26 protein-coding genes and 1 pseudogene are annotated in these 26133 nt (G+C 55.0%); 14 read left to right on the forward strand and 13 right to left on the reverse strand.

Annotation, left to right across the window (positions count from 1 at the left end; genetic code table 11):
- Positions 1-249 precede the first annotated feature (249 nt).
- A complete protein-coding gene (gene glgX / locus SBO83_RS05170; RefSeq protein ID WP_396130680.1) occupies positions 250-2538 on the reverse strand; it encodes a glycogen debranching protein GlgX in 2289 nt (762 codons plus the stop codon).
- Between the two features lie 247 nt (positions 2539-2785).
- On the opposite strand from glgX, the gene SBO83_RS05175 reads away from it, so the two are divergent.
- Both SBO83_RS05175 and cbl read left to right on the forward strand, forming a co-directional pair.
- Positions 2786-3730: a 2-hydroxyacid dehydrogenase gene (locus SBO83_RS05175; protein ID WP_396130681.1), complete on the forward strand. Its 945-nt coding sequence runs from the start codon at positions 2786-2788 to the stop codon at positions 3728-3730.
- Positions 3731-3903: 173 nt separating this feature from the next.
- The gene (cbl, locus tag SBO83_RS05180; RefSeq protein WP_396130682.1) at positions 3904-4863 is read left to right on the forward strand and encodes an HTH-type transcriptional regulator Cbl; all 960 of its coding nucleotides are present in this window, start codon (positions 3904-3906) and stop codon (positions 4861-4863) included.
- A 109-nt stretch (positions 4864-4972) separates the two neighbouring features.
- On the opposite strand, the gene SBO83_RS05185 is transcribed toward cbl, so the two are convergent.
- Both SBO83_RS05185 and SBO83_RS05190 read right to left on the reverse strand, forming a co-directional pair.
- Positions 4973-5263: a DUF1161 domain-containing protein gene (locus tag SBO83_RS05185; RefSeq protein ID WP_034790501.1), complete on the reverse strand. Its 291-nt coding sequence runs from the start codon at positions 5261-5263 to the stop codon at positions 4973-4975.
- A gap of 105 nt (positions 5264-5368) precedes the next feature.
- Positions 5369-5740: a DUF1283 family protein gene (locus SBO83_RS05190; RefSeq protein WP_396130683.1), complete on the reverse strand. Its 372-nt coding sequence runs from the start codon at positions 5738-5740 to the stop codon at positions 5369-5371.
- Between the two features lie 129 nt (positions 5741-5869).
- Between SBO83_RS05190 and SBO83_RS05195 the strand changes: the two genes are divergently transcribed.
- Positions 5870-6196, forward strand: a complete 327-nt coding sequence (locus SBO83_RS05195; RefSeq protein WP_396130684.1) for a YnfA family protein — start codon at positions 5870-5872, stop codon at positions 6194-6196.
- A 68-nt stretch (positions 6197-6264) separates the two neighbouring features.
- Here SBO83_RS05195 and ydfG read toward each other — a convergent pair whose 3' ends face one another.
- The 3 genes from ydfG to SBO83_RS05210 form a co-directional block, all read right to left on the reverse strand.
- Positions 6265-7014: a bifunctional NADP-dependent 3-hydroxy acid dehydrogenase/3-hydroxypropionate dehydrogenase YdfG gene (gene ydfG / locus SBO83_RS05200; protein WP_034790494.1), complete on the reverse strand. Its 750-nt coding sequence runs from the start codon at positions 7012-7014 to the stop codon at positions 6265-6267.
- A gap of 93 nt (positions 7015-7107) precedes the next feature.
- Complete coding sequence (locus SBO83_RS05205; protein WP_396130685.1) at positions 7108-8544, reverse strand: MFS transporter; 1437 nt, start codon at positions 8542-8544, stop codon at positions 7108-7110.
- A gap of 128 nt (positions 8545-8672) precedes the next feature.
- Complete coding sequence (locus SBO83_RS05210; protein WP_396130686.1) at positions 8673-9359, reverse strand: metalloregulator ArsR/SmtB family transcription factor; 687 nt, start codon at positions 9357-9359, stop codon at positions 8673-8675.
- 76 nt (positions 9360-9435) lie between these two features.
- On the opposite strand from SBO83_RS05210, the gene SBO83_RS05215 reads away from it, so the two are divergent.
- A complete protein-coding gene (locus tag SBO83_RS05215) occupies positions 9436-9780 on the forward strand; it encodes an antibiotic biosynthesis monooxygenase (protein ID WP_396130687.1) in 345 nt (114 codons plus the stop codon).
- A gap of 71 nt (positions 9781-9851) precedes the next feature.
- On the forward strand, positions 9852-10838 hold the full coding sequence (locus tag SBO83_RS05220; RefSeq protein ID WP_396130688.1) for a helix-turn-helix domain-containing protein: 987 nt from the start codon (positions 9852-9854) through the stop codon (positions 10836-10838).
- Between the two features lie 19 nt (positions 10839-10857).
- On the opposite strand, the gene SBO83_RS05225 is transcribed toward SBO83_RS05220, so the two are convergent.
- A complete protein-coding gene (locus SBO83_RS05225) occupies positions 10858-11178 on the reverse strand; it encodes a hypothetical protein (protein WP_396130689.1) in 321 nt (106 codons plus the stop codon).
- A gap of 93 nt (positions 11179-11271) precedes the next feature.
- Between SBO83_RS05225 and SBO83_RS05230 the strand changes: the two genes are divergently transcribed.
- Positions 11272-11799: a hypothetical protein gene (locus tag SBO83_RS05230; protein WP_396130690.1), complete on the forward strand. Its 528-nt coding sequence runs from the start codon at positions 11272-11274 to the stop codon at positions 11797-11799.
- Between the two features lie 443 nt (positions 11800-12242).
- Here the strand turns inward: SBO83_RS05230 and SBO83_RS05235 are convergent, their stop codons facing one another.
- Positions 12243-12623 carry a nuclear transport factor 2 family protein gene (locus SBO83_RS05235; protein ID WP_396130691.1) on the reverse strand — a complete coding sequence of 127 codons (381 nt, stop codon included), beginning with the start codon at positions 12621-12623 and terminating at the stop codon, positions 12243-12245.
- Between the two features lie 16 nt (positions 12624-12639).
- Positions 12640-13593 (reverse strand): AraC family transcriptional regulator, encoded by a 954-nt coding sequence (locus SBO83_RS05240; RefSeq protein ID WP_396130692.1) that lies wholly within the window; start codon positions 13591-13593, stop codon positions 12640-12642.
- Positions 13594-13774: 181 nt separating this feature from the next.
- Here SBO83_RS05240 and SBO83_RS05245 point away from each other — a divergent pair, with 181 nt between their 5' ends.
- Positions 13775-14611: an oxidoreductase gene (locus SBO83_RS05245; RefSeq protein WP_396130693.1), complete on the forward strand. Its 837-nt coding sequence runs from the start codon at positions 13775-13777 to the stop codon at positions 14609-14611.
- 141 nt (positions 14612-14752) lie between these two features.
- Complete coding sequence (yqfB, locus tag SBO83_RS05250; protein WP_353502057.1) at positions 14753-15061, forward strand: N(4)-acetylcytidine aminohydrolase; 309 nt, start codon at positions 14753-14755, stop codon at positions 15059-15061.
- 3 nt (positions 15062-15064) lie between these two features.
- Here yqfB and SBO83_RS05255 read toward each other — a convergent pair whose 3' ends face one another.
- Positions 15065-15937 (reverse strand): LysR substrate-binding domain-containing protein, encoded by an 873-nt coding sequence (locus tag SBO83_RS05255; protein WP_396130694.1) that lies wholly within the window; start codon positions 15935-15937, stop codon positions 15065-15067.
- Positions 15938-16045: 108 nt separating this feature from the next.
- Between SBO83_RS05255 and SBO83_RS05260 the strand changes: the two genes are divergently transcribed.
- Positions 16046-17050: a nitrilase family protein gene (locus SBO83_RS05260; protein ID WP_396130695.1), complete on the forward strand. Its 1005-nt coding sequence runs from the start codon at positions 16046-16048 to the stop codon at positions 17048-17050.
- A 47-nt stretch (positions 17051-17097) separates the two neighbouring features.
- Here the strand turns inward: SBO83_RS05260 and SBO83_RS05265 are convergent, their stop codons facing one another.
- A complete protein-coding gene (locus SBO83_RS05265) occupies positions 17098-17739 on the reverse strand; it encodes an HD domain-containing protein (RefSeq protein ID WP_396130696.1) in 642 nt (213 codons plus the stop codon).
- A 143-nt stretch (positions 17740-17882) separates the two neighbouring features.
- Here SBO83_RS05265 and SBO83_RS05270 point away from each other — a divergent pair, with 143 nt between their 5' ends.
- Complete coding sequence (locus tag SBO83_RS05270; protein ID WP_396130697.1) at positions 17883-18857, forward strand: helix-turn-helix domain-containing protein; 975 nt, start codon at positions 17883-17885, stop codon at positions 18855-18857.
- Between the two features lie 39 nt (positions 18858-18896).
- Here SBO83_RS05270 and SBO83_RS05275 read toward each other — a convergent pair.
- A pseudogene (locus SBO83_RS05275) lies at positions 18897-20168 on the reverse strand (cellulose synthase subunit BcsC-related outer membrane protein); the annotation flags it as partial.
- A 386-nt stretch (positions 20169-20554) separates the two neighbouring features.
- Positions 20555-21727 carry an ROK family protein gene (locus SBO83_RS05280; protein WP_396130698.1) on the reverse strand — a complete coding sequence of 391 codons (1173 nt, stop codon included), beginning with the start codon at positions 21725-21727 and terminating at the stop codon, positions 20555-20557.
- 352 nt (positions 21728-22079) lie between these two features.
- Between SBO83_RS05280 and SBO83_RS05285 the strand changes: the two genes are divergently transcribed.
- From SBO83_RS05285 to SBO83_RS05300, 4 genes are all read left to right on the forward strand, one after another.
- Positions 22080-23324 (forward strand): extracellular solute-binding protein, encoded by a 1245-nt coding sequence (locus tag SBO83_RS05285; protein ID WP_396130699.1) that lies wholly within the window; start codon positions 22080-22082, stop codon positions 23322-23324.
- A gap of 74 nt (positions 23325-23398) precedes the next feature.
- Positions 23399-24301: a carbohydrate ABC transporter permease gene (locus tag SBO83_RS05290; protein WP_353502039.1), complete on the forward strand. Its 903-nt coding sequence runs from the start codon at positions 23399-23401 to the stop codon at positions 24299-24301.
- Entirely contained in the window at positions 24298-25137 is an 840-nt protein-coding gene (locus SBO83_RS05295; protein ID WP_034790435.1) for a carbohydrate ABC transporter permease, read from the forward strand. Before SBO83_RS05290 ends, SBO83_RS05295 begins: the two co-directional genes overlap by 4 nt.
- Positions 25138-25166: 29 nt before the next feature.
- The gene (locus tag SBO83_RS05300; RefSeq protein WP_396130928.1) at positions 25167-26132 is read left to right on the forward strand and encodes a PfkB family carbohydrate kinase; all 966 of its coding nucleotides are present in this window, start codon (positions 25167-25169) and stop codon (positions 26130-26132) included.
- Position 26133: the final 1 nt, after the last annotated feature.

Below are 26133 nucleotides of genomic sequence, written 5' to 3' on the forward strand. Positions count from 1 at the left end.
GATTTACTCCTCAGAAGCCGGGCGGCTGCACGATTTTCAGGAACCTTATTTAGTTTCTATTCTGGCGCTGATGGGTATGAATGACGTCAGCGTGATCACCGCCGAAGGCGTCAGCATGAGCGCCATTGGCCGGGAAACCGCGCTGGAGAGGGCGCGTCAGTCGCTGCGCGAAGCTATCAGTGGCAAATGACAGGCAAAAAATAGGGCGCGAATCGTCTGACTCGCGCCCTGATGTTGTGACGTAAAGTTTTACGCCGAGTGCTTACCGGCGCTTATTAGCTCGAACAGCGCCACGGTGCGCGACGGGCAGATGTATTCCCGGCCAAAATCAAAGTTGTGCTCATTGACATCATCCGGCTGGAAGGTGTCAAAAATGTGCCGCCAGCTCTCGCCGTGAGCCACCGACGGTAAGGTGAACACCACCTCTTCATGTGAGGCGTTAAACAACAGCAGCACGGTACTTAGCGAGCCGTAGCGCAGTAACCCGGTAGGCTGTGCGCGGCCATCCAGCAGCATGGCGATGCATTTGGCATGAGGATCGGCCCAGGCTTCGTCAGTCATCTCCTCACCACGCGGCTGGAACCAGCTCACATCCTTCACATTCAGCTTTTCATGCACGGCACCCGTCAGAAAACGCCCACGGTGCAGAATGGGGAAACGCTTCCTCAGCGCAATCAGCCGATAGGTAAAGAGGATCATCGACTTGCCTTTATCCTCAATGTTCCAGTTTACCCAGGCGATGTCGGTATCCTGACAGTAGGCGTTGTTGTTGCCGTTTTGCGAGCGGGCGAATTCATCGCCCGCCAGCAGCATCGGCGTGCCCTGTGAGAACAGCAGCGTCGCCAGCATATTGCGCATTTGCCGCAGCCTTAGCTCATTAATCGCCGGATCGTCAGTCGGTCCTTCAACCCCGTAGTTGGCGGAAATATTGTTATCGCTGCCGTCCTGACCATCTTCACCATTGGCCTCATTGTGTTTGTTCTCATAAGAGACTAAATCGTTGAGGGTGAAACCGTCGTGGGCGGTAATAAAGTTCACCGAGGCGTAAGGCTTGCGCCCGCGGTGGTTAAATAGGTCGGCAGAACCAGAGAGCCGGGTGGCGAATTGCGCCAGCTGGCTTTCGTCGCCACGCCAGAACTTGCGCACGGAGTCGCGGAAACGGTCATTCCACTCGGTCCAGCCGGGAGGGAAGCCGCCTACCTGATAGCCGCCGGGGCCGCAGTCCCAAGGCTCTGCTATCAGTTTGCACTGGCTGAGCACCGGGTCCTGACGACAGGTGTCGAGGAAGCCGCAGCCTTCATCAAAACCGTAACTTTCACGCCCCAGAATAGTTGCCAGGTCGAAGCGGAAACCGTCAACCTGCATCTCGGTCGCCCAGTAGCGCAGGGAGTCAGTCACCATTTGCAGCACGCGCGGATGGCTCAGATTCAGGGTGTTGCCGGTGCCGGTGTCATTGATGTAATAACGCTTATTGTCCGGCATCAGGCGGTAGTAGCTGGCGTTATCAATCCCTTTGAAGGAGAGGGTCGGGCCAAGCTCGTTGCCTTCCGCCGTATGGTTGTAAACCACGTCGAGGATCACCTCAATGCCCGCCGCATGCAGGGTGGCGATCATCTGTTTGAATTCGTTCACCGTGTGGGTCGCCATGTATTGTGGGTGCGGCGCGAAGAAACTCAGGGTGTTGTAGCCCCAGAAGTTGTGCAGCCCTTTCTCCTGCAAGTGGCGGTCATCGGTAAAGGCGTGGATCGGCATCAGCTCTACCGAAGTCACGCCCAGCGACTTAATGTAATCAACGATTTGCGGGGTGCTCAAGCCTGAGAAGGTACCGCGCAGATGTTCTGGCACCGCCGGATGACGCATGGTGTAGCCGCGCACGTGCGTTTCATAAATCAGCGTCTCTTCCCACGGAATATGGTTTTTGCGCGATCTGGCCCAGGAGAAGGCCGGGTCAATCACGCGGCACTTCGGCAAAAATTCGGCGCTGTCGCGATTGTCGAGGTGCAGGTCCTTTTTGTCGCTCTGCATGTCATAGGCAAACAGCGCGTCGTCCCATTTCAGTTCGCCGACAATCTGCTTGGCATAAGGGTCGAGAAGCAATTTGGCCGGGTTGAAACGGTGACCGTTATGCGGGTCATAAGGCCCGTGCACCCGGTAGGCATACAGCAGGCCGGGGCGGGCGTCGGGCAGATAACCGTGCCACACCTCGTCGGTGTATTCCGGCAGTTCAATCACATCATATTGCTCGCCTTCATCGTTGAACAGGCAGAGTTCGACTTTGGTGGCATTAGCAGAGAACAGGGCGAAGTTGACGCCCAAACCGTCCCAAGTGGCGCCCAAAGGCACGGGTAAACCTTCCCGGACCCGCGTTTGGTGCCCCGAGTCGAAGCTTTTGACGATTTCACCATCGCTGTAGGGATGAATGATCCTGACGCCACCCTCATCCACGGCGACATTCACTTGCTTGTGAGGCGCGGTGGAGGGCTTGGCGGCTGGGGTTTCGGCGGAAGTTGTGGATTTAGGGGATGCTTTTTTTGCCATTCTTAACGTCACTCCTGAACAGGGAAATCAGAATAAAACCTGAAGGAACATTGAGCGAAGAACATCAGCGGCAGATAAAGCCGTGTGCACGAAGCCTCGATTGAGTGTAGACCTTGATGCAATTTTTTACCTTTTAAGCCTCTGATAATGCGCTTATTGGCTGTACAAGGCTGTGCCATTCGCCGATAGTCAAAACCATAATCAAAACCTCTTTAAGCCAATATTCGTTGTTTAATCAGGAGCTATCATGAATGTCCCGCTGCTAAGTCATGTCCCCCTCGAAGCCGGTTATCCAGAACGTTTTGCAGCCGCAGGCTTCCAGCTGCATTACGCCATAACTCCGGAAAGCCGGGCGAATCTCGACCCTGCCGTGGCCGAGAGCATCCGCGCCGTATTGACCATTGGCACTATCGGGCTGACGGGCGAAGAGATGGATAAGCTGCCGAATCTGGCCATTATCTGTGCTCAGGGCGTGGGCTATGAGTTAGTTGACGTGGCCGCCGCGAAGCAGCGCGGCATTGTGGTGACTCACGGTCCTGGCACTAATAGCTCGTCGGTGGCAGACCATACGCTGGCGCTGATGCTGGCGATCACGCGCCAAATCCCACAGATGGATGCCAAGGTGCGCCGCAGCGACTGGACCCGCGCCGGTACTGACGTCGGCGGCATGTTTGGCAAAAAACTCGGCATTCTCGGGCTAGGCAATATCGGCGAACAAATTGCCCGCCGCTGCGCCGGTGGCTTCGACATGGCGGTGGGCTACCACAACCGCAATCCGCTGACAGAAAGCCTATGGCGCTATTTTGACAGCCTGCACGGCTTGGCAGAGTGGGCCGATTATTTAGTCGTCGCCACGCCGGGCGGTCAGGGCACCGCCAAACTGGTAGATGCGTCAGTATTGCGCGCCTTGGGCGAGAAGGGCTTCTTAATCAACATCTCCCGCGGCAGCGTGGTCGACACCCAAGCCTTGGTTGCCAGCTTGTCGCAGGGTGACATCGCTGGCGCAGCGCTGGACGTCATTGACGGCGAGCCAAAAGTCCCGGAGGAGATCATCCCGCTGACCAATCTGGTGATCACTCCGCACATCGGCGGGCGCTCTCCCGAGGCGATGAACAACATGATGACGTTGGTGATCGACAACCTGCTGGCCCATTTTGGCGGCACGCCGGTGCTGACCCCCGTCCGTGCCTGACTGAAATCAGCCGCCATTTCTTAACGCCGGTTTCCGGCGTTTTTCTTTTCTTTAGTCGGAAAAAGCATAAGTAACCGTTTTTTCGTATTTGTCCTGCGCAGCAACAGGCCGTAACAATAGTGCTAAGCACAAAAGATTTACGCACATTTACGAACTTCAAGAGGCAGAAAACGGTGAATTTCCAACAGCTAAAAATTATTCGCGAGTCGGCGAGATGCAACTACAACCTGACGGAAGTTTCCAACATCCTGTTTACTTCTCAGTCGGGCGTGAGCCGCCATATCCGTGAGCTGGAAGATGAGCTGGGCGTGGAGATATTCATCCGTCGCGGCAAGCGCCTGCTGGGATTGACCGAGCCGGGTAAAGAGCTGCTGGCTGTCGCTGAGCGAATTCTGAATGAGGCGCAAAATATTCGCCGTCTGGCCGATGTGTTTTCTAAGGAAGATGCCGGGGTTCTGACTATCGCCACCACCCACACTCAGGCGCGCTATAGCTTGCCGAAGGTGATCAAGGCGTTCCGCGCTATTTATCCGGGCGTGCGCCTCGAGCTGCAACAGGGGTCACCGCAGGAAGTGTTGGCGATGCTGTTAGGCGGGCAGGCGGACATTGGTATCGCCAGCGAAAGGCTGATCAACGATCCAGCCGTCGCCGCTTTCCCTTATTACCGTTGGCATCACTCGGTGGTAGTGCCTAACGATCATCCGCTAATTAACCAGCAACCGTTAACCTTGCAACACCTGAGCGAGCAACCGTTAATCACTTATCGTCAGGGCATCACAGGCCGTTCGCGCATTGACGAAGCCTTTAACCGCGCGGGCCTCAGCCCGGACATCGTGCTGAGCGCGCAGGACTCCGACGTGATTAAAACTTACGTCGAGTTAGGTCTGGGCGTGGGTATCGTCGCCGACAAAGCCTTTGAAGCAGAGCGCGACAGCGGCCTGACGCTCATCAACGCCGAACACCTGTTCGAAGCCAACACCGTCTGGCTAGGGTTGAAAAGGGCGCAGTTACAACGTAACTATGTTTGGCGATTTATCGAGCTGTGCAACCCACGGCTGTCAGTTAATGAGATTAAAGAGAAGGCTTTCGCACAGCCACAAGAGGAAGAAGTGGTTATTGATTATCAGATCTGAGGGGCTGCATCCCTGACCTGCTTGTTAAATCTTTAAATTCAAATTCAAATTCAAGGTCGTGGGCGGCGAGCCCACGACCTTGAATTTGACAAGCTTTTAAAAGCGCAAATTACTGTGCTGGTGCATCCTGACTCGTCCCAGTCTTGGCACTGTCATCGATACGATCGGAAGTCTTGGTGTAGACGATTTTCTGCGTGTCGTTTTCGCAGTGACCCACTACCTGTCCGCCAGCCTGATCGGCTTGATCATTTGGCACGATATCTAACTTGAAATTGGCTTCAGGCAAGCCGTTAGCAACGATTTTTTGGGTGATATCGGCTTTCACGCTGTCGCATGATGCTTGAGCTGCTAAGGGCGCGAGGGCGAGAATGGCCAGTCCGGCTAACATGGTTTTTTTCATCATCTAATCCTTTTATGATTATTAAGTAAAAGAAGGTCTTCTACTTAAGTTTAGCAGCTTGAGCGCAAAGGGGGGCCTTTACGCTCGTTGGCTGTTAACTCTGCGTTACGGTGCTAACAGGGCGCGGCCGGTGCGGCGGTCAAGACAGCGCTCAGTGTTAGGTTCCCAGTAGGCATTCAGGTTTTGGCTGGCTTCGCATGCATCGCGCGCATCCACGGCTTTGTCGAACTTATTGAAGCTCTTGGTCGCCCGCTGGTTGATTGAATGACGCAGCTGCTGTGTGTCATTCCACTGCTCTTTGCTCTGGCGCGCGGCTTCGTTATTCACCGCGTCACTGCCGGTACCGCTGAACACGCAGGTACCGCCGGAACAGTTGGTATTTGCGGCCTGTGCAGAAACCTGCCAACTTGCCGCGATGACCAACAGGGCAACCGGTAACAACCGGCGGGTCATTTGGGTCATAAACATTGTATTCATTAGCTCTTCCTTATAGGTTTACACATCGCTCAGGCGAATAAATAAATTATACCATTGCGACCACGAACGTCACTCTTTGACGGACGAGTGGTTTATTCCTGATTGAACTATGGACTGTAAACTTCCGCCATGCTCAAAACGACCATACTGTTTTTTGTCACCGCGCTGGCTGAAATCATCGGCTGCTTCTTGCCTTATCTGTGGTTGAGAAAGGGAGGAAGCGTTTGGCTGCTGTTTCCCGCGGCGCTGAGCCTCGCGGCGTTTGCCTGGCTGCTTACCCTGCATCCGGCAGCCAGTGGCCGTGTTTATGCGGCCTACGGCGGAGTCTATATTATGACCGCGCTTTTGTGGTTACGTTTTGTCGATGGCGTGAAATTAAGTCATACCGACTGGCTGGGAGCCTGCGTGGCTCTGGCTGGAATGCTGATCATCGTCTCTGGCTGGAAAGCGAGTTAAGCCTTATCTCATGATTCAGCCATAAAAAAAGCGCCCAGCGGCGCTTTTTTGCTTTCCAGCTTGCAAAATTACTCTTCGCGATGCACCTGCAAGCCCGCCAAAGACTGGCTGACGGGCATCATTTCGATGCTATTAATGTTGACGTGCGCTGGCAGCGTTGACACCCAGAAGACGGACTCAGCCACGTCGGCCGCGGTCAGTGGGTTGGTGTTGTCATAGGTTTTGCTGACCTTTTCGTCATCGCCTTTGAAGCGCACATTGGAGAACTCAGTGCCGCCGCACAGGCCCGGCTCAATATTGGTCACGCGAACGTGAGTGCCGTGCAGGTCGGAACGCAGGTTGTAGCTGAACTGGCGAACGAAAGCCTTGGTCGCGCCATAAACGTTGCCGCCGGCATATGGCCAGTTACCGGCCGTTGAGCCGATGTTAATGATGTGGCCCACGTTGCGCTCAACCATGCCCGGCAGAACGGCACGGGTCATGTACACCAAGCCTTTGGCGTTGGTATCAATCATGTTTTCCCAGTCATCCAGATCGGCTTTGTCCGCTTTTTCCAGACCCAGGGCCAAGCCCGCGTTGTTGACCAGCACGTCGATATTGCGCCATTCGGCAGGCAGCGCGGCGATCGCTTCGCCAACCGATGCGCGATTGGTCACATCTAGCTGCACCACGTACAGCGCATCGCCCAGCTCAGATTTCAAATCGGCCAGACGCTCTTTTCGGCGTCCAGAGGCGATAACCTGATGACCTGCTTTAACAAATTTACGGGCAATTTCAGCGCCAAAACCAGCGGTTGCGCCTGTTACAAAAATAATCATCCCAAGAATCCTCAATAGTTATCACGCATTAAAATGTGAAGCTGCACACAGTATTAGCATAAATGAAGGCAAATCGGCAGTGTGCTTAACCCATTATTTTCCGCCCGGGGCAGCAGAGGCCGACGGGGCTTTTTTACGGCGGATTTCATCCCCGGCGGTCGGGCTAAGGGACAGGTTATTCAGGGTGCCGACCAGCGAAAACAGCCCGATAATAATGAAGGCCACGTGGAACTGCTCGAGGTGTACCGAACTTCCTGCGTCGGTCTGGAAATGCTCCGCCACGCGCAGTGAAAGGGCGCCAATGGTAATGCCCAGCCCGGTGGAAAGCTGCTGCACAGTGTTAGCCAGGGTGTTCGCGCCGCCCATTTGCTCACTCGGCACCTGGGAAAATGTCAGGGTATTCAACGCGGTGAACTGCATGGAACGCGTCATGCCGCTGGCGAAGAGTAGCAATAATGTCAGCGAGGTCGGCACCTCAGGAGTCAGCAGCGCGCAGGCAAAAATAGTCAGGCTGTTAAGCACCCCGTTGACCAACATGACCGAGCGAAACTTAAAGCGATGCAGAATGGCCGAGGTAAAAGGCTTCATCGCCAGATTTCCGGCAAACACCGCCAGCACCAGCAGACCGGCATCAAAAGCACTCATGCCATAGCCCAGTTGGAACATCAAAGGCAGCAGGAAAGGCAGGGCGCCGATGGCGATACGGAACAGCGAACCGCCATAAATAGTGACGGCGTAACTTTTTATCTTCATCGCCACCATCGGCAGCAGTGGGAAAGGTGCGCGGATGGAGTGCAGCACCGTTAAGGCTCCCAGCAGGATGCTTGCCGCCACGCAGGTGATTGGCAACCAGCTCACCCCTTGCTGATTAAACAGATCCAGACCAAACATCAGGCCCAGACAGGCCGCGCCGGTCAGCATAAATCCCAGCCAGTCGAATGGCACCCCTTTTTCACCGGGCAGCGCGGGAACCAGCTTCTGGCTGAAATAAAGCGCCACCAGAGAGAGCGGCACGTTAATGATGAAAATCCAGTGCCAGGAGGCAAAAGTGGTGATAAAACCACCCAGCGGCGGGCCGATAATCGGCGCAACCAGCCCCGGCCAGGTGATAGTGGCGATGGCGCGGATCAAATCAGACTTGGAGGTATTTCTCAGTACTACCAGTCGCCCAACCGGCACCATCAGTGCGCCGGAAAAGCCTTGTAACATGCGGGCTGCGGTAAAGGTGGCGAGGCTGGTACTGACCGAGCAGAGGATCGACGCCAGTGCAAAAAGCACGATGGCCATCGAGAAAACTTTACGCGTGCCGAAGCGATTGGCAATCCAGCCGCTGGCCGGAATAAACACCGTGGTAGTAAGAATATAGGCCGATACACCGATATTCATATCGACCGGGTGTACGCCAAACGCCTGCGCCATTTGCGGTAGCGCGGTGACAATCACCGTAGCGTCTAGGTTCTCCATGAAGAATGCGCCCGCCACTAATAAAGGCAAGGCGGAACCAGCAGGGAGGCTGAATTTGAACGACATGAACCACTCCGAAAAGGCGACTAACGATGACACTCATTTACGTTCAGACTACCTTTTCACGAGGAGGCTGTCACAGGGAATGTTACTGAAATGTAATAAAAAGCAGCAGGATTGAGCGGGCAATCGACCTAATCCAGATGAAGTGAAAAATGGCGAGCTAAGGCGATTTTCCCCTTAGCGGTGAACGACAACTGGCGGCTGTCGAGGTGGCGCAACACCCACTCTTTTCGTTCAAAAGTAGCTAATATTGCCGCGCCTAAAGCACCGCCAAGGTGAGCTTTGCGCTCGCTCCAGTCAAGGCAGCTACAGGCAAAATGGCGACGTGACGCGGGCTGGGAGCAATCCACGCCCACGGCGGTCAGATTTTCACGACCTTCCTCGCTTAGCTGGTAGTGCTGATCGCCACTCAACCAGCCCGCGCGGAACAGGCCGTCATGCAGCCTCACCGCCACGTCACCGGCCATGTGGTCATAACAGGTGCGGGCAAATTGCAATGCGCCAGGAGTCGAGCTTTTCACCACCGGGCGTTCGACGCCGACCATCGCCATCAGCGATTCCAGCAGCTGGGCGACCTCTAAACCGGCCAGTCGAAAGTAGCGATAACGCCCCTGTTTGACGCAGCTTATCAGGTTCTGTTCCATCAGTTTTGCCAGATGTGCGCTGGTTGTGGATGCCGCGACATCCACCGCCGCGCTCATTTCCGTGGCAGTGTAAGCCCGACCGTCCATTAATAGGCACAGCATGCGGGTTCGGGTTTTGTCGGCCATGGCCGCCGCGAGGGCCGCCAGCCGTTCTTCAAAATCAATGTTATCCATACTTCGAGGTTAAGCGAAGTATGGCGTTCGCGCCAGTCATAAACTCGCAACCTGTAAACACATCAGGAGAATGCCCATGATTGCTGTCATTTTTGAACTACAACCCGTAGATGGCCAGCGTGAAAGTTATCTGGCGATTGCTGCTGAGCTGAAGCCCTTGCTTGAAGAAATCGACGGCTTCATTTCCATCGAGCGTTTCCAAAGCCTTGCCGATCCCAACAAGCTGCTTTCTCTCTCTTTTTGGCGCGATGAAGAGGCGGTAAAGCAGTGGCGAAACCTCGAGCCGCACCGGCTGGCGCAGACTAAAGGACGGGAGAATATTCTGGCGGATTACCGGCTGCGCGTTGCCGAGGTCGTGCGAGATTATGGCCTGAAGGAGCGCGATCAGGCTCCGGCTGATAGTCGATGCTGTCATGGTTAAAGGCTGATTGACCTGAATACGGCGTCCATGGCAAAGTCTATTAAATATCACTTCCCTCAAAAGAGGACATCATGGCGCTACGTATCGGACTGGTGATTTTCCCCGGATTTCAAATGCTGGATCTGGCGGCTCTCTCCGTTTTTGAAATTGCCAATCTGGAAATGGCCATGCGCGGCCATGAAGAGCCATATTATCAGTTCGACATTGTCTCGAGTCAGGGGGGCCTGATCAGCAGTTCGGCTGGGGTCAAAATTGATAGCCAGCCGATTGAGCAGCTCGAGTTCGACACCATTATGGTCGGCGGCAGTACGGATATTCCACACGTCGGCCCGCTATTAATCAGCCAAATTCAACATGTTGCGTTGCAAACGCGGCGCGTTTCCAGCATCTGTAGCGGCGCATTTATCTTGGCGGAGGCGGGGCTTTTAGACGGCCACAGCGCCACCACGCACTGGGGACAGGCGGCCGCGCTGCAACAAAGATTCCCCAAATTGCGCGTCGATCAGGACAAAATCTATATTAATGAAGGCCAAATCTGGACCTCTGCGGGTATGACGGCCTGCATTGACTTGGCTCTCGCCATGGTAAAGCAGGATTTAGGCGCGGAACTGGTCAAAAGCGTGGCGCGAAAACTGGTGGTTTATCATCGCCGAATTGGCGGCCAGTCGCAGTTTTCAACCGTGGCCGAAATGGAGCCAGATTCCGATCGCGTTCGCAAAGCATTGGAATTCGCCAAAGAGAATTTGTGTGAACCCTTAAACGTTGAGCAACTCGCCGAGCAGGTTCACTGGAGCCCAAGACATTTCAGCCGCGCATTTCAGCATCAGACGGGCCATTCACCAGCCAAAGCGGTAGAAAAATTACGCATTGAAGCTGCAAAATCGATGATTGAAGCTGGGCATTCTTCTATTGCTCAGATTGCTTTAAAAACGGGATTTGGTGATGAAGAACGCATGCGGCGCGCCTTTTTACGCACGCTCGGGCAGCCGCCGCAGGCGTTATTGCGGGAGATCCGTTCCCGCCATCCCTATGTGGAACAGGCACCCGCAGCCGAGTAATGCCTGCATTTTCAATCGGTTATAAATAGCGCGGGCCTGGAGTTTTATTAGCAAACAGCCCGGAAAGCTCAACGCGCGCTGCATCATAAGCCAGCCATTTGTCACCGTCCTGCAACGGCGGGATGGTGACAATTTCGCCCTGATCAAAACCGCGCAATGATGCGTCCACCATCGCTTCGGCACTCATTACCCAGTCCTGCGGCAAGTTGGAGGCGTGAGTTCCGGCCACGTCCCAAAATTCGGTGGCCGTCGCGCCTGGAAGAACCACTTGAACTTTAATGCCTTTATCCGCTAACTGGTGATGCAGCGACTGAGTGAAGTTCAGTACACGATCGGTCATTAATGAATTAAGGCCAATGTCTCTATGAACTGAGAAGTGTCGTGGGTTTTGGCTACACCGCGTGTCTTTTACTTAATAGCAGGATATGAAGCGATGAAAAATGTAGTCGTCGGGCTGGTTGTGACGCTTTCGACATTGGCCAGCTTGCCAAAGGCAGTGGCTGCGGATCAGGATCCCTTATCAGCACACACCCGAGAAACCATCAGGAATGATTTTATTCATTTGGCGGATTTGGCGAACAAGCACGATATTACGGGGATTCACAATATGTTCTGGCAATCGCCGTCAGCCATGTTGGTAGCGAAAAGCGCCAATCCGGCAGTGGAGGGCAATTGGTCGGCAGTGTGGGGAAATGCGGCTATCGATCAGAAATTGTCAGACATCGCGCACTCCGGCCCGGTAGTTTTGACCCCGGATCTAAGTAAGTTAAAAGTGGTGGGATTAACCAAAGATGTGGCCCAAAGCTACGCGCCGGTGACCATTACCGTGTCCTACGCCGGGCAAGACGGGAAGCCGAAACCTTTCCTGTTGATTCATAACTGGTTGAAAGTTAAAAAAGAATGGAAGATCGCTTCAGAAATTATTTTGCCAGTTCCGCCAACGCCGCCGGTTAAGAGTTAAAGAGAGTTGCGGCCGAAAGGTCGCAATTTTTATGCTAGAAACCACATACCGTATGGTGGCTTTGGACTGGGAGCAATACGTGATATAAGTAAGTGAAATGTACATTTCAGAGGGGCTTAAAATGCATAGAATCACCGTAACACAGGCTAGAGCCAGGATAGGCGAAGTTTTACAGGAAGCTGAAAATTTCAGATTTTAACGATGAATTAATTCCAAATGCCCAACGCCCGACAGAATTAGTTGAAGCTATCGCTAGCAGGGTTTTAAACGCACCAACAGGGGATGAGGTAAGCCAGTCAGGCTGGTACGCTATGATATCTAATTTAACATAATATACATTATGCGCACCTAGATAAGGATACGTAGAATCTGGGGCTTTGGCGCTATCATTGTGTTGCTCGATGATCTGCAGTTTTGCGCCATTTTCCCTGCCTTTCTTACTGTCACTCCTTTCTTACTGTCCCTTGATGAAATCTCATCTGCCAGCCGTAAGGCTCTGACCATTGCCAAATTGAACTGCGCAATGTGCGCCGCACTTTCACGTTGTCTGCCGTTAACTCGAAACTTTGATAAGTCAGAATCATTACGCCTTCGCTGATTTTGCCCAGCGCAAAGTTTTCGGCTGCTATCTTCGATTGATGGGTTTCAGCCAATAACGCCTCGACAACATCCTTCCTGCTGTACAGCTGCCCCGAACGGCCAATCTCTGCAAACTCACTATGTAGCAAATGCTCGAGGGTTTGATCATCGCGGCGTGAATTGCATTGATGCAAACGCGTTTCTAGCTCGATGATGTGCTGCATTAAATCGGCGTCATTTGTCATGTGCTCGTCAGCCATCTCAGTGGGAAGAAATAAACTCGGTGGCCTGATGCTCAGGCGGCACGGCGAAGTTCTCTTTCATGCGTTTCACTTCTTCGACCGGCGTGCGGCCAAATAAGCGTTTAAATTCACGGCTAAACTGCGACGCACTTTCATAACCGACTTGTAGCGACGCCGTCAGCGCCGTGATCTCCTTTCTGACCATCAACAGTCTGGCTTGGTGCAGCCGCAAAGACTTCAGATATTGCATTGGCGATGTCTCAGTGATTAGCTTGAAGTGGCTGTGGAAAGTCGCCGGACTCATATTGGCCATTTGGGCTAACTGATTGATATCTAAGTTTTCACTATACGCGCTATGAATGTGGCGAATCACGTTATAGATACGGCCAAACTGGCCTTGCAGCTGTAACGCGGTGCGGATCCCCGCGCCCTGCTCGCTGGTTAATACGCGGTAGTAGATCTCGCGAACCAGCGCCGGGCCTAGAATTTCGGCATCCAGTGGTTCACTCATTACCTGAAGAAAACGCAACACGGAGTGCTGCATGGCTTCGCCCATGGGTGTCGAAACCATGCTTTGCGGCCTTGGTGACTCTTGAGCAGAGTTTGGGTCAATCTTCATGATCAGTTCAGCGGCGACAGAAAAATCGAGATGCATATAAATGGCTAACAGCGGCTGTTCAGCGCTGGCGTCGGTTTCCATGGTGAAAGGCACCGGCAGCGCCACGGCGAGAAAATGCTGTGCGTCATAAACGTACACCCGGTCACCAAAATAGCCGCGTTTTGTCCCCTGACAGACAATCACAATGCCCGGATCATAGAGCACCGGCATGCGTTTTAATGGCCGATTGGAGCGTAAAAAACGCACATCGGGCACCCGTGACAGGTTATAGCCTTCAACCGGCGCCAGCTTTTCCAGCAGTTTCACCATCTCCTGCTGCACTGCCCCAACCTGCCCCACGTTTACGCCGTTCATGCCAATCACCTCATGGATTACTCTGATGCAGTGTAGCAAGTTGTGATGATGATAAAAACAGCACTCATAGTTTTAGGCAATAAACTCCGAGTTTCAGGTCTCTTGCTGATGACAGATTGGCGCTACTCTGAGCTCCGTGAAAAGCCGTATTGGCTTTATCAATGCTCTTGGAGAAATAACCATGTCTGATACTAAAAACATTTTGATCACCGGCGTAAGCAGTGGCTTTGGTCGCGCTCTGGCGCAAGAGGCGCTGTCTGACGGCCATCGCGTGATAGGCACAGTGCGCAACGGAAGAGCCGCTGAAGAATTTACCGCGCTGCATCCGACTCACGCCATTGCGCGCATTTTAGATGTCACCGACTTTGCCTATATTGACGAAACCATTGTTGAAATTGAAGACAACGTCGGGCCAATTGACGTACTGGTGAATAATGCGGGCTACGGCCACGAAGGGGTGTTCGAAGAGTCGCCGTTGGAAGAGATGCGCCGCCAGTTTGACGTTAACGTGTTCGGCGCGGTGGCCGTCACCAAGGCCGTGGTGCCCTTTATGCGCCAACGCCGCCGGGGCAATATTCTGAATATCACCTCCATGGGCGGCTTCATCACCATGCCGGGGATCGCCTACTACTGCGGCAGCAAATTTGCTTTAGAGGGTATTTCTGAAGTGCTGAGCAAAGAGCTGGCGCCCTTCAACATCTTCGTCACGGCGGTTGAGCCGGGTTCATTCCGCACTGACTGGGCGGGCCGCTCGATGGTTCGCAGCCCGCGCTCGCTCACTGATTACGACGCCCTGTTCGACCCAATTCGCCAGGCGCGCGAAGCCAAAAGTGGCAAGCAGCTTGGCGATCCGCAGAAGGCCGCTCGCGCCATGTTGACGCTGATTGCCAGTGAAAATCCACCCGCTCACCTGCTATTAGGCAGCGATGCCCTGCAACTGGTTCGACAAAAACTGGCCAGCTGGAGTGAGGAAATTGACCAATGGGAAAGCCTGACTCGCTCAACTGACAGCCAATAGCCGCGCTTAATGATCGCCAGTCGTTTACATTCTCCCGGCGCTTCATACAATGGGTGTAAAACGGCTGGCGACGCCCATGTGGGACTTTTCGCCAATCAGATGATCAGGCAATAATTTTCCGGCCATATAATAGGAACAGCAATGAAAAACATCACTTTCTTCTCGCGATTCGAAACCGACATTCTGGCCGAGCGCAAAACCATTACCCTGCGCGAAGCCAGCGACGCCCAGTTCTCAGCGGGTGATAAAGTCCGGGTTTCGCGCTACGAAGATGGGGTGTTTTTCTGCAACATTGAAGTGATTGCGGTGACGCCGGTGCTGTTTTCAGAGTTAAACCAGCGTCACGCGGATCAGGAAAACATGACTTTAGAGCAGCTCAAACAGGTGATTTCAGAGATTTATCCGGGGCTAAATGAGCTGTTTATGATTGAGTTCCGCCTGCTTAAATAAAGCCTATTTGCCTGCGGCGGGATCCTCCTGCTGCACCATTTCAATGAATTTATCCCGCGCCCTATCCTCTATTCTTGGGTCCCAGGCAATCCCCGTCTGCCAGCTTAAGCTGCGCCCTGTGAGTGGCACTATATTCAGGTCCGACGGCGCAATATGCACAATGCTTTGTGGCAGCAAAGCCACGCCCAGCCCGGCGAGCACCATAGCCAAAAGCGTATGAATATCAGCAGCATATTGTTCGCTCCTCGCCTGATAATGCTGCTCATGCATAAACAGATCAATCTGCCGATTCAGCCCCTGCCCGCGCCCGGACTGCAACCGCAGCAGCGGATGTTTTGCCAGCCACTCTTCTACTGACAGGAAATGGCTCTCCGGGGTGATCAGCACCAGACGGTCCTCAAACAGCGGCAAATGCGCCAGCGGGCTGGGTGACGGAACGCGCACGAAACCAATCTGCAATTCGCCCTGCTGCAACATCTGTATCTGCTGGCTTGAAGGCAGATCCTGCAAAGTGATATTGATGGCCGGAAAACGTTTGCCAAACTTAGCCACGCTTTGCGGTGCATAGACAAAGCTCGATAAGCCAAATCCTATGGCGATTTTGCCCTCCATTCCCTGAGCCACCAGCCCGGCGTGCTGCATAAACAGGGCGGATTGCTTCAAGACTTTCTGCGCTTCGGGCAGCAGCCGCGCGCCGCCGGGCGTAAGCTGCGACCCTTGCCTGCCACGGCTAAACAGCCGCACGTTAAGCTCCGCCTCGAGCAGATTGATCTGCTTGGTCAGCGCGGGTTGGGTCATTGACAGCGCTGAGGCTGCTTCGGCGTAATTGCCCTTCTCAGCCAGCATCGCAAAGGCTTTCAGCAGCTTGATATTCATGGTTTTGCATTCCATTTGGTAATCAGTATCAGAAAATACTTCATTATAAAGTTATCAGTGAAGTTGCTGTAATACCAGCCAGTGAACCGAAGTGAACGGGAGAATGACATGACTGGTAGCAATCTGATTAAAAGCGCCGTGGTGCAGTTTCAGCACCAGGCGGGTGACAAGAAATACAATTTGATGGTGATTGAGAAGTATATTGAGCAGGCCGCGCTACAGGGGATTCAGATCCTCGCCTTCCCGGAGATGTGTATTACCGGCTATTGGCACGTGCCGAAACTCAGCGCGGATGAGGTGCGGCAGTTGGCTGAGCCGCTGTCCGACAGCCCTTCTCTGGCGCTAATTCGCTCGCTGGCTATGCGCCACAATATACTGATTGGCGTTGGGTTAATCGAGCTGGCCGACGACGGGCGTCTGTTCAATGCTTATGCGGCCTGCATGCCGGACGGCAGCTTCCACACTCATCGTAAACTCCACGCCTTCGAGCATCAGGCCATTAGCAGCGGCGATGCTTATACCGTGTTTGATACCCCTTGGGGCGTGAAGGTCGGCATTCTAATCTGCTGGGATAACAATCTGGTGGAAAACGTCCGGGCGACTACCCTGTTGGGCGCTGATATCCTGCTTGCGCCGCACCAAACGGGAGGAACGAACTCCCGCAGCCCGCACGGTATGAAGCCGATTCCATTGGATTTATGGCAACAGCGGCATGAAAAGAAAGAGGAAATTACCGCCGCCTTCCGTGGCGCGAATGGCCGTGAATGGCTGATGCGCTGGTTGCCTTCACGGGCGCACGACAATGGATTGTTTATCCTGTTTAGCAATGGCGTGGGGGCTGATGACGATGAGGTGCGAACGGGCAACGCGATGATCCTCGACCCCTATGGGCGGATCATCAATGAAACTTGGGCTGCGGCAGATAGGATGGTCACCGCCGAGCTGGATCTGACGCTTATCCCGCTGAGCACCGGGCGGCGCTGGATTTACGGCCGTCGCCCAGCGTTGTATCAGATTCTGGCTGAGCCACAGGGCTATGAACGCGACGCCATCAGCGCGCGTTTCTCCACAGAAGAAACCGCCGTGGCCAGCCACAATATCAAACAGGATTAAGCCAAAACCCCGCGTCACAGCCTGCGGCGCGGGTCAATCCCTCTTAATTACGCCTTCCAACGCGAAGCGCGGATAACCTGGCAGAAATTACCTTTCACAAAGTTCGGCTCTTTATCAGCAATGACGTCGGCTTTCACATTACCGAAAGTGGTATCCGGCTTGTGTTTAATGCCGTCGTAAAATGCCTGAATAATGTCTTCTTTAAATTGCGCGGTGCGTGGGAAAGTCGCCACCACGTCTTCGCGAACTTTATCCTCATAGCCGCCGTAGTTAATGCCGAGCACGTCCATCTCTACCCCGGCGGTGACCAGCGCAATCACTGGGTCCATAAACTCCGGGATGCCCGGCGTGGTGTGCAGCGCGATGGCGGTCCACACCTTGTCGATATCCTGAGCTGAAACGCCGTACTGCTGCATAAAGTCACGGGCGGTGTTGGCGCCATCCACTTCGAAGCGTTTGTCGCAGCTACAGTGTTCATGGGTCAGGCCCATGTCGTGGAACATACAGCCGATATACAGCAGCTCCTGGTCGACGGTCAGATTGCGCTGTTGCCCGGCTAATGCTGCCCAGTAGTACACGCGGCTGGAGTGGTTAAACAGCAATGATGACTCGGTGTCGCGCACCAGTTCTGTCGCCTCGCGGGCCATTTTGCTGTCGGGAATGCGAATACCGTTAATGTTTAGACTCATGATTGTTCCTCGTTGGTCAGTAGTGATGCAGTGAGTTGCATGAGCAGAGAATAAGGGGGATGATAAATGTCTTCAAACGTCGTACTACGACTAAAAGCGACATTGCGTTGTTACGCGACAGGAAAACAGAGGAAAGTGCTCAGATGGTAAAACAGGTGATTATTTTGGCGGTGCCGGGGGTGCAGCTGCTTGACGTCTCAGGGCCACTCGACGTCTTTGCCGAAGCCAACGCCCAGCTGGGTCGCGAGCTGTATAAGCTGAGCGTGATGGCGCTGGATGACCAGCCGATTGTCTCCTCTTCCGGCGCGCGCCTGTTGCCGGACTTGCGACTGTCTGATGAGCTAACCCAGCCTATCGATACCTTTTTACTGGCCGGGGCGCCAGTGCTCGACACCTTTGTCTCCGATACCTCGGTGCTTGCTTCCATTCGTCGTCTAGCCTTGCAAAGCAGCCGCTATGGCTCAGTATGCAGCGGCGCGCTGCTGTTAGCCGCCAGCGGCTTGCTTGATAACCGGCGCATCACCACTCACTGGGCGGTCGCTGACCAGCTGGCGCGTGACTACCCGCAGGTGCAAGTTGACGCCGATGCCATTTTCCTCTGCGACGGCCCGCTGCGCACGGCGGCGGGCGTGACCTCCGGCTTAGACTTGGCGTTGAATATGGTGGAGGAAGACGTAGGCCGGGAGGTTGCCATGCAGGTGGCTGCTCAACTGGTGATGTTCTTCAAACGTCCCGGCGGCCAGTTGCAGTTTAGCCGTCACGGCAAAGCCTCGGTCAGCGGCCGTTCTGCGTTACAGGATGTGCAGCGCTGGGTGCTGAGCTCTCTGGCGTCGCCGCACAATGTGCAGACCATGGCGCAGCATATGGGGGTTAGCGTCAGGCACCTGACTCGGCTATTCAATCAGGAAATCGGCCAGACTCCGGCAGAATGGCTGGAGCAACAGCGCATCTTCCAAGCCAGAACCTTGTTGGAAAACGGCGAGCTGGCGATTAAGCAAATCGCCGATGAGTGTGGCTTTTCCAGCGTGGATATTTTGCGTCGGGCATTTCTGCGCCAACTTAAAGTGACACCGTCACAGTATAAGAAGTTTTATGCTAATGGCGAGGTGAAAGCTTAACTTCCCCTCCCGATAGAGGAGAGGAAGTGATTGAAGCCGTTACTTAAAGTCGGCGTAAGGCACCAGCGGGCGCGGTGGCATATCCAGATCCCCCTCCCAGCCCGCCAGCGAGTAGCGGACATAGAGCAGATAGTGGCTCGGGGTGTAGTCCTTGGCCTGCTGAATATCAATCGCCGCGCCGACCGTCCAGTGCGAGCTGACGCGTCTTTCAACCAGCGCCTGCGCCGTATAACCAAAACCGGAGCTGCTGCTGCCCTGTTCTATCGCGTCTTTGTCCACCAACCCGTCAGGGATCAGTCCCGGCAGCGGATAGCGCTTCTGGTCCTTGGTGGAGGAGCGCGACCAAGAGACCGACCCGCCCACTTCCCATGACCAGTTGTCCGTCCGCTGGCGATAGTTCACCGGCACCGCCAGCGAGAAATACTGCTGCGGACTGTAATAGCCGCCCTGTCCTAGCGTGTAGCCGCTGAGGTCTTTCTGGTAGTGCCACAGCATGGAGTTCAGTCCCAGGGTGGCGCGGCGGTTATCCTCATTGATGACTTTATAGTAGTAGCCACCCATCAGGCGTTCGCGGCTGTTGTCAGCCACGTTTTTGCCGGTCAGCTGATGAGCGCTGATGTCCCCCCACAGCCCATGCGCTTTGCCCTGATCGTAACTGACGCCGAGACTGACACCCGTGGCACGCACGCCGCCCCATTTGATGCCGGTATGCGGATCTTTCGCCCCAGCGTAGGAGAGCATGGAGCTGGAGATTGGCCGACGCGACGCCATCGCCGTCCAGCCAATATCCTGCCAGTCACTGCTGTAAGCCAGCCCGCCGACCCAATCTACCACCGGGAAGCCGAGCGGCGTGGTGCCCAGATCGCCCTCCCAGGTTTGGTCTTTATAGCCCGCGCCGAGACTCACGCCGCTGGCCCGCTGACCATAATCGCTGTCACATTTCACCTGACTGCTACAGGTGCCAAATAAGGTGCTGTACCCGTCGTACTGGCTCTCATCGTTGGTGACATTCTCAAAGGAACCGTTATCCATGCGCACAATGTCGGAACGCAGGAAGGCGCGCCCCTGATACCAAGGCATATCGGCCTGTAGCATGGTGGTGCTGGCTTTAAGGTCGGATTTGCCCGGCGTGCCGCTGTTGGTGGACATATCCTGATCGAGAGTGAAATTGACGTCCTGCTGCCGGTAAAGGTCATGGGCATCGGCACGAATACTGCGATTGAGCCACTCATCCCCGGCCTGATTGCGCGTCAGCCGGGTGTAACTGTCATTGTCGGCAGGCATTTGGGTGGTCATGCCGCTGGCGAGCATCAACCCACTGAGTTTGCTGCAATACCCCCTCCCAGCCTCCCCTTGTCAGGGGGAGGAGCAGAACGGCAAAACTACTGAAACGGCACGGTTGAAATGCCAGTAAGTCGCGTTCAGAAGTGACGCCGAGCAAGAGGTGGAAAACCGCGAGTCTTTTTTCGCGGGTTGGAATCCCGCAGCGAAGGCAACGCCTAAGCGGCGGCACATCGCGGCGATCATCGTGGCCGCTGGAATATGTCCGTTCCGACCCTGCGAAGCCTCGATCTACCAGCAACAAAAAAACGCAGGATTCCAAAGGGTCTCGTTTAAAACCCTTTGGGCCAGTTTGCGTGGCAACGCAAGGTTTTGACCTTAAGATGAAATTGAAAAGAAAGCGCCCAGAAGTCGCTCTACTTCAACAACACCTCATATTGCGGATTAAACTCATCAAAAATCGGCAGTGCGGCAGCACCCAGCGCGGCGGTATCGGTGCCGGACATGCCCATTCTGACGCGCATGCCGCGCGGATAGCGGCTTCTTACTGAGCTATAGAGCGGCGTCAGGCGTTTCATCAGCTTTTCGAGCAGGGGTTGCGGCATCATGCCGCCGATGATCACGCATTCGGCGTCGAACACGCACTCCATAATATTGATAGCCTGGCAGGCGGGTTCGACGGTGGTATCTAGCCAACGCTCGAAGGCGTCGTCACCCACTTCTAACAGATCTTCCGGCTTAGCGGACATCGGATCCAGCCCACAGGCTTCATAGGCGGCCTGCAGTGACAGATAGCGCTCGAGGCAACCCTTGTTGCCGCAATAGCATTCTCGCCCGCCGGGTTGCACCACTATGTGACCGACCTCGCCCGCATTGTGTGCATGGCCAGTGTAAATCCGCCCGTCCATAAAGATGCCGGCACCCAGTCCAGTGCCGATATAGAGATAGATAAAGGAGGTGAGCTGCTTGGCTACGCCGTGAAACCGCTCGCCGATTGCCGCTACGGTGGCATCGTTTTCCAGCGTGACCGGCCAGCCGGTGCTGCTGCTCAGCCGCGCCTCGACGTCGACGTTATCCCAGCCGTGCAAAGTGGTTGGCCCTTCGGAAGAGATACCTTCAACGCCAAAAGGGCCCGGCATTACGATGCCGATGCCCAACATTTTTCGCCAGTCGATTTTCACCTGTTGGCGCATTTCTTGCAGTATCTGCTCAATCAGGGCCAGCGTCGGTTCCGGCTGCGGTTTTTGCACCGCCAGCCAGTGGCGAAAACGCACGGTGCCGGTGAGATCAACCAGCACGATGAGCAATGACTGGTGATCGAGATGGATGCCGATGGAGTAGGCGCTGTCTGGATTGAGCGTCAACGGCGTGGCCGGTTGCCCTCTTCCTCCCACTTTACGCGGCAGATGGGATGAGAGCACGCCAGCTTGCTCAAGCTCGGTGGCAATGTTGGAGACGGTTTGCGGCGTTAAGGCCGTCATACGGGCAATTTCGGCGCGAGTGAGTTCACCATTAAGGCGAATCGCCTCGATAACTACGCGGCGATTGTGAGCACGAGCGTGCTCGAGGTTAGTACCAGAAGTTGTCATAACTGCCTATGCACCAAGGGAAAGCTTGAAACCAGTATGCTGATAGATAATTGAGCAATCAAATTGATTTTATTAATCACCCTGCTCTGATCTAAGTGTTGAGAATGACGCCGCTATCACAGCTTTCGGTGTTATGAGCATGTTAAGTTTTTATTATAATTTTGCGTGATGATAATACAAATTCGTCATTATCTTCATCGTCATCTTTAAAACCACGTGTAGCAGCGATGGAAATTCGGCATGGATGCTGCCCCAAAATGGGCAAGGGGCGGAACTTTTTTTTCGCCCATTAAAGCAATCAAATTGATTTAATTATCCACCCACCCATTACCGAGTTATTGGAGATGAAGATATGCGATTAACCCCTGCCGCCACCCTTTGCGCCCTATCCGCTCTGGCGTTCAGCTATTCCACCAACGCGCTGGCTGAAACCCAGCTGAGCGCGCTGTTTATGACTCAGGCAGCCTATAGCGAAGCCGATATCCGTGCCATGACCGCCGACTTCACCAAGCAGCATCCTGATATCAAGGTCAATCTCGAATTCGTTCCTTATGAAGCCCTGCATGACAAAATCGTCGCCGCGCGTGGTGCCGGAGCCAATGGCTATGACGTGGTGCTGTTCGACGCCATCTGGCCTGCTGAATTCAACAAATACGGCCTGCTGCAAGACGTGACATCGCGCATCAGCGCCGACGAAAGCAGCAAAATCTTTGACGGCGCTATCTCCACCGTGACCTACAAAGACAAACGCTGGGGCATGCCGTGGATCCTCGACACTAAATATCTCTATTACAACAAAGCCATGCTGGCCAAAGCTGGGATCACTACCCCGCCAACCACCTGGGCTGAAGTGGAGAAGCAGTCTGCGATCCTGAAAGAGAAAGGCATCGTCAAGTTCCCACTGGTGTGGAGCTGGTCGCAGTCAGAAGCCTTGCTGTGTGACTACACCACGCTGGTCTCGGCGTTTAAAGGTGACTTCTATAAAGACGGTAAGCTGAACTTCAACAATTCGGGCGCGCTGAAAGCCGTCGATTTCATGAAAGAGACGTTGGATAAAGGCCTGACTAATCCGAACTCCCGCGAGTATCTGGAAGAGGACGTGCGTAAGTCCTTCTCCAACGGTGACGCGGCCTTCGCGCTGAACTGGACCTATATGTACAACATGGCGAATGACCCGAAACAGAGCAAAGTGGCGGGCCAGGTCGGGGTCATTCCTGCGCCGGGCACGGTGGCGGGTCAGGCGTCTGGCGTCAACGGCTCCATGGGCTTGGGCATCGCCAAGGCCAGTACGCATCCGGATCAGGCATGGCAGTACATCACCTATATGACCTCTCAGCCGGTGCAGGACAAATACGCCAAGCTGAGCCTGCCAATTTGGAAATCTTCTTATGATGACCCGGCCGTGCAGAAGGATCAGGAAGCGCTGATCGCCGCGGCGAAAACCTCACTCAACGTGATGCTTTCTCGCCCGGTCACGCCTGACTACTCCCGCCTGTCCAACATCTTGCAGCAGAACCTGCAAGGCGTGCTGCAAGGCAAAGTCAGCGCGAAAGATGGCATGACCACGGCGACCGAAGCCGCAGACCGTCTGCGTTAAGTTCCACTTTATTAGCGAAACCAATGCCCCAAATAGCGATATGCGGGGCAAATCAACACCACGGAACGTAGAACATGCTTACTTTACCGCAACGAGAGCGACGTCAGGCTTGGCTGCTTCTGGCGCCTATGCTGCTGATGATGTTCCTGCTCACCGCATGGCCGCTGGCCCGCACGCTTTGGCTGAGTTTTACCGATGCCGGGCTGATTGGCGACGGCACCGCGCCTAACTGGGTGGGCAGCGACAACTTTATCTATGCCCTAACCGACCCGGATTTCCGCGCCGCGCTGTGGCGCACCCTCTATTTCACGCTGGTGTCGGTGCTGTTCGAAGGCATTATCGGCGTGCTGGTTGCTCTGCTGCTCAACCAACAGTTTTGGGGGCGCAGTGCCCTGCGGGTGCTGGTTATCCTGCCTTGGGCGCTGCCGACCATCGTTAACGCCACCATGTGGCGACTCAACTTCAACCCGGATTACGGCAGCATCAACGCCCTGCTGACCCAACTCGGCGTGCTGGATAGCTACCGTAGCTGGCTGGGCGATACCAGTTCAGCCCTGAACGCGGTGATGTTCGCCGATATTTGGAAGAACTACCCGCTGATCACCTTGCTGACTCTGGCGGCGCTGCAAACCATTCCCGAAGACCTGTTCGAAGCGGCGCGGTTGGACGGTGCTTCGCCATGGCGACGCTTTTGCAAAATCACCTTCCCGGCGATTGCGGCTCCGCTGGCGGTGGCGCTAGTTCTGCGCACCATCGACGCCTTTAAAGTGTTCGATATCATCTACGTGATGACCCGTGGCGGCCCGCTCGATAGCACCAAAACGGTGAGTTTCTTCGTCTATCAAGAGTCGTTTAGCTACCTGAGAGCCGGCAGCGGCGCGGCTTACGCCATTCTGATGACCCTGATTTGCGGGATTTTAATCTTGATTTACATGCTGATGTTATTGCGCCAGCGCCGTTCAGGGAGCGTGGAATGAAATCGAAAATTCGTCTGGTTCTGCGTTACACCTTCGCCCTGCTGCTGGCCGTGTCGATTCTAGCTCCGCTGTTGTGGATGTTCTTGATGAGCGTCAGTTCGGCGGAAGATCTCACCCGCATTCCGCTGGAATGGCTGCCGCGCCACTGGGATTTTAGCCGCTACGCCAGCCTGCTGACCCTGCAAGCCGGGCAGCCGGGGGCGCTGTTCCTGCACGCGCTCGGCAACAGCCTGCTGGTTGCCTGCGGCGCGACCATTATTTCGCTGCTGCTGGCAATCCCGGCGGCGTACAGCTTCTCGCGCTATCCGGGGCGCAACGGCTGGCTGTTCGGCAGTCTGGCGATTTACATGGTGCCGCCGGTGGCTTTCGTGCTGCCGCTGTACTTCATTTTGCAAAAGCTCACCCTGCTCAACACTCATTTGGGGCTGGTGCTGGTTTATTGTTCGATGATTTTGCCTTTCCTGACTTGGATGCTGAAAAACCAGTTTGACGCCCTGCCGGTGGATATCGAACAGGCCTCGCGCCTCGACGGTTTGCGCTATTGGCAGGTGCTGCTGCGTATCACGCTGCCTCTGGCCAAGCCCGCGCTGGGCGCGTCGGCGATGTTTGGCTGGCTGCTGGCGTGGGATGAGTTCTTCTACGCGCTGCTGTTTACCAACAACATTGATGCCCAAACGCTCCCCGTGACTATTGCCGGTTTCACCGCCGGGCGCGCCACCGACGATGGCCTGATCGCCGCCGTCGGTATTCTGGCGGCTATTCCGCCTCTGTTTATTGCTCTGTGGCTGCAAAAAACGCTGGTTAGCGGCTTAACCAGCGGCGGCAGCAAGGGATGAATGTCAGCATGATGGGAAACTTCGACAACATGAATAAGCCAGAAATCCAGTCCACCCTATACGTGGTGGGCAATCTGAACGTTGATTTGATCATGAGCACCCTGCACCAGTGGCCGCAAAAAGGCACTGAAACCATGCTGGAAACCAGCTCGATTCGCCCCGGCGGCTCGGCGGGAAACTGTGCATTAGCGCTGGCGGCGCTGGGGACCCCGCACCGTCTGGTGGCTAATCAGGGCAATGACCAGTTCACCGACTGGCTGGCGAGCCTGTTCCCGCAGAGCGCGCCGCACTGGCCGACCGTGGAGTGTGAAACCTCGCTGACTTTTGGCGTGACTCACCCCGACCACGAACGCACCTTTTTCAGCAATCAGGGGCACATTGTCCGGCTGAATCTCGACGACGTGCTGCTGCAACTGCCTTCTCAGGCCCAACCCGGCGACTGGGTGTTGCTGTGCGGCACCTTCCTCTGCACCCGGCTGTTCGAGCAGTATCCGCAACTGCTGTCGGCCCTCAAGCAGCGCGGTTATCAGGTGGTAGTGGATAGCGGCTGGCCGCCGCAGGACTGGAGCGACGCCCTCCGCCAGCAAATCACTCCGTGGCTGGGCTATTGCGACGCGCTGCTGCTCAACGAAGTAGAAACACTGGGCATGTCTGCCCGCAATACCTTGGATGACGCCGCAGCCTACCTGCTGTCGCAGATGGCGGAAAACGCCTTTGTGGTCGCCAAGTGTGGCCCTGACGGCGCGCGGCTATGGTCGGCCCATGGGCAGCTGCATCAGGCGGCGGATCCGGTGCAGGTGGTTGACACCATCGGCGCGGGCGACAGCTTCAACGCCGGATTCTTGTCGGCGCTGGTGTATGGCCAAGAGCCGCAGCAGGCGCTGCAATGGGGCGTGCGCGTGGCGGGAAGCGCCATCAGCAGTAACCCGCGTCAGTATCCAGATTGGCAGGTCTTGCTTTCACTTTCGGCAGAAAAAAATTCGGTGGAGAAATAAT

Source organism: Ewingella allii, from assembly GCF_044430645.1.
Taxonomy (GTDB): domain Bacteria; phylum Pseudomonadota; class Gammaproteobacteria; order Enterobacterales; family Enterobacteriaceae; genus Ewingella; species Ewingella allii.

What these genes read in the sequence shown, in the direction of transcription:
- SBO83_RS05280 (WP_396130698.1), bottom strand. Translation starts at nt 21,727, where the DNA reads ATGACAACTTCTGGTACTAACCTCGAGCACGCTCGTGCTCACAATCGC.
- ydfG (WP_034790494.1), bottom strand. Translation starts at nt 7,014, where the DNA reads ATGATTATTTTTGTAACAGGCGCAACCGCTGGTTTTGGCGCTGAAATT.
- SBO83_RS05245 (WP_396130693.1), top strand. Translation starts at nt 13,775, where the DNA reads ATGTCTGATACTAAAAACATTTTGATCACCGGCGTAAGCAGTGGCTTT.
- SBO83_RS05265 (WP_396130696.1), bottom strand. Translation starts at nt 17,739, where the DNA reads ATGAGTCTAAACATTAACGGTATTCGCATTCCCGACAGCAAAATGGCC.
- SBO83_RS05230 (WP_396130690.1), top strand. Translation starts at nt 11,272, where the DNA reads ATGAAAAATGTAGTCGTCGGGCTGGTTGTGACGCTTTCGACATTGGCC.
- SBO83_RS05260 (WP_396130695.1), top strand. Translation starts at nt 16,046, where the DNA reads ATGACTGGTAGCAATCTGATTAAAAGCGCCGTGGTGCAGTTTCAGCAC.
- SBO83_RS05285 (WP_396130699.1), top strand. Translation starts at nt 22,080, where the DNA reads ATGCGATTAACCCCTGCCGCCACCCTTTGCGCCCTATCCGCTCTGGCG.
- SBO83_RS05270 (WP_396130697.1), top strand. Translation starts at nt 17,883, where the DNA reads ATGGTAAAACAGGTGATTATTTTGGCGGTGCCGGGGGTGCAGCTGCTT.
- SBO83_RS05220 (WP_396130688.1), top strand. Translation starts at nt 9,852, where the DNA reads ATGGCGCTACGTATCGGACTGGTGATTTTCCCCGGATTTCAAATGCTG.
- glgX (WP_396130680.1), bottom strand. Translation starts at nt 2,538, where the DNA reads ATGGCAAAAAAAGCATCCCCTAAATCCACAACTTCCGCCGAAACCCCA.
- SBO83_RS05210 (WP_396130686.1), bottom strand. Translation starts at nt 9,359, where the DNA reads ATGGATAACATTGATTTTGAAGAACGGCTGGCGGCCCTCGCGGCGGCC.
- SBO83_RS05290 (WP_353502039.1), top strand. Translation starts at nt 23,399, where the DNA reads ATGCTTACTTTACCGCAACGAGAGCGACGTCAGGCTTGGCTGCTTCTG.
- SBO83_RS05295 (WP_034790435.1), top strand. Translation starts at nt 24,298, where the DNA reads ATGAAATCGAAAATTCGTCTGGTTCTGCGTTACACCTTCGCCCTGCTG.
- SBO83_RS05235 (WP_396130691.1), bottom strand. Translation starts at nt 12,623, where the DNA reads ATGACAAATGACGCCGATTTAATGCAGCACATCATCGAGCTAGAAACG.
- SBO83_RS05175 (WP_396130681.1), top strand. Translation starts at nt 2,786, where the DNA reads ATGAATGTCCCGCTGCTAAGTCATGTCCCCCTCGAAGCCGGTTATCCA.
- SBO83_RS05225 (WP_396130689.1), bottom strand. Translation starts at nt 11,178, where the DNA reads ATGACCGATCGTGTACTGAACTTCACTCAGTCGCTGCATCACCAGTTA.
- SBO83_RS05240 (WP_396130692.1), bottom strand. Translation starts at nt 13,593, where the DNA reads ATGAACGGCGTAAACGTGGGGCAGGTTGGGGCAGTGCAGCAGGAGATG.
- SBO83_RS05215 (WP_396130687.1), top strand. Translation starts at nt 9,436, where the DNA reads ATGATTGCTGTCATTTTTGAACTACAACCCGTAGATGGCCAGCGTGAA.
- yqfB (WP_353502057.1), top strand. Translation starts at nt 14,753, where the DNA reads ATGAAAAACATCACTTTCTTCTCGCGATTCGAAACCGACATTCTGGCC.
- SBO83_RS05185 (WP_034790501.1), bottom strand. Translation starts at nt 5,263, where the DNA reads ATGAAAAAAACCATGTTAGCCGGACTGGCCATTCTCGCCCTCGCGCCC.
- SBO83_RS05255 (WP_396130694.1), bottom strand. Translation starts at nt 15,937, where the DNA reads ATGAATATCAAGCTGCTGAAAGCCTTTGCGATGCTGGCTGAGAAGGGC.
- SBO83_RS05195 (WP_396130684.1), top strand. Translation starts at nt 5,870, where the DNA reads ATGCTCAAAACGACCATACTGTTTTTTGTCACCGCGCTGGCTGAAATC.
- SBO83_RS05190 (WP_396130683.1), bottom strand. Translation starts at nt 5,740, where the DNA reads ATGAATACAATGTTTATGACCCAAATGACCCGCCGGTTGTTACCGGTT.
- SBO83_RS05300 (WP_396130928.1), top strand. Translation starts at nt 25,167, where the DNA reads ATGAATAAGCCAGAAATCCAGTCCACCCTATACGTGGTGGGCAATCTG.
- SBO83_RS05205 (WP_396130685.1), bottom strand. Translation starts at nt 8,544, where the DNA reads ATGTCGTTCAAATTCAGCCTCCCTGCTGGTTCCGCCTTGCCTTTATTA.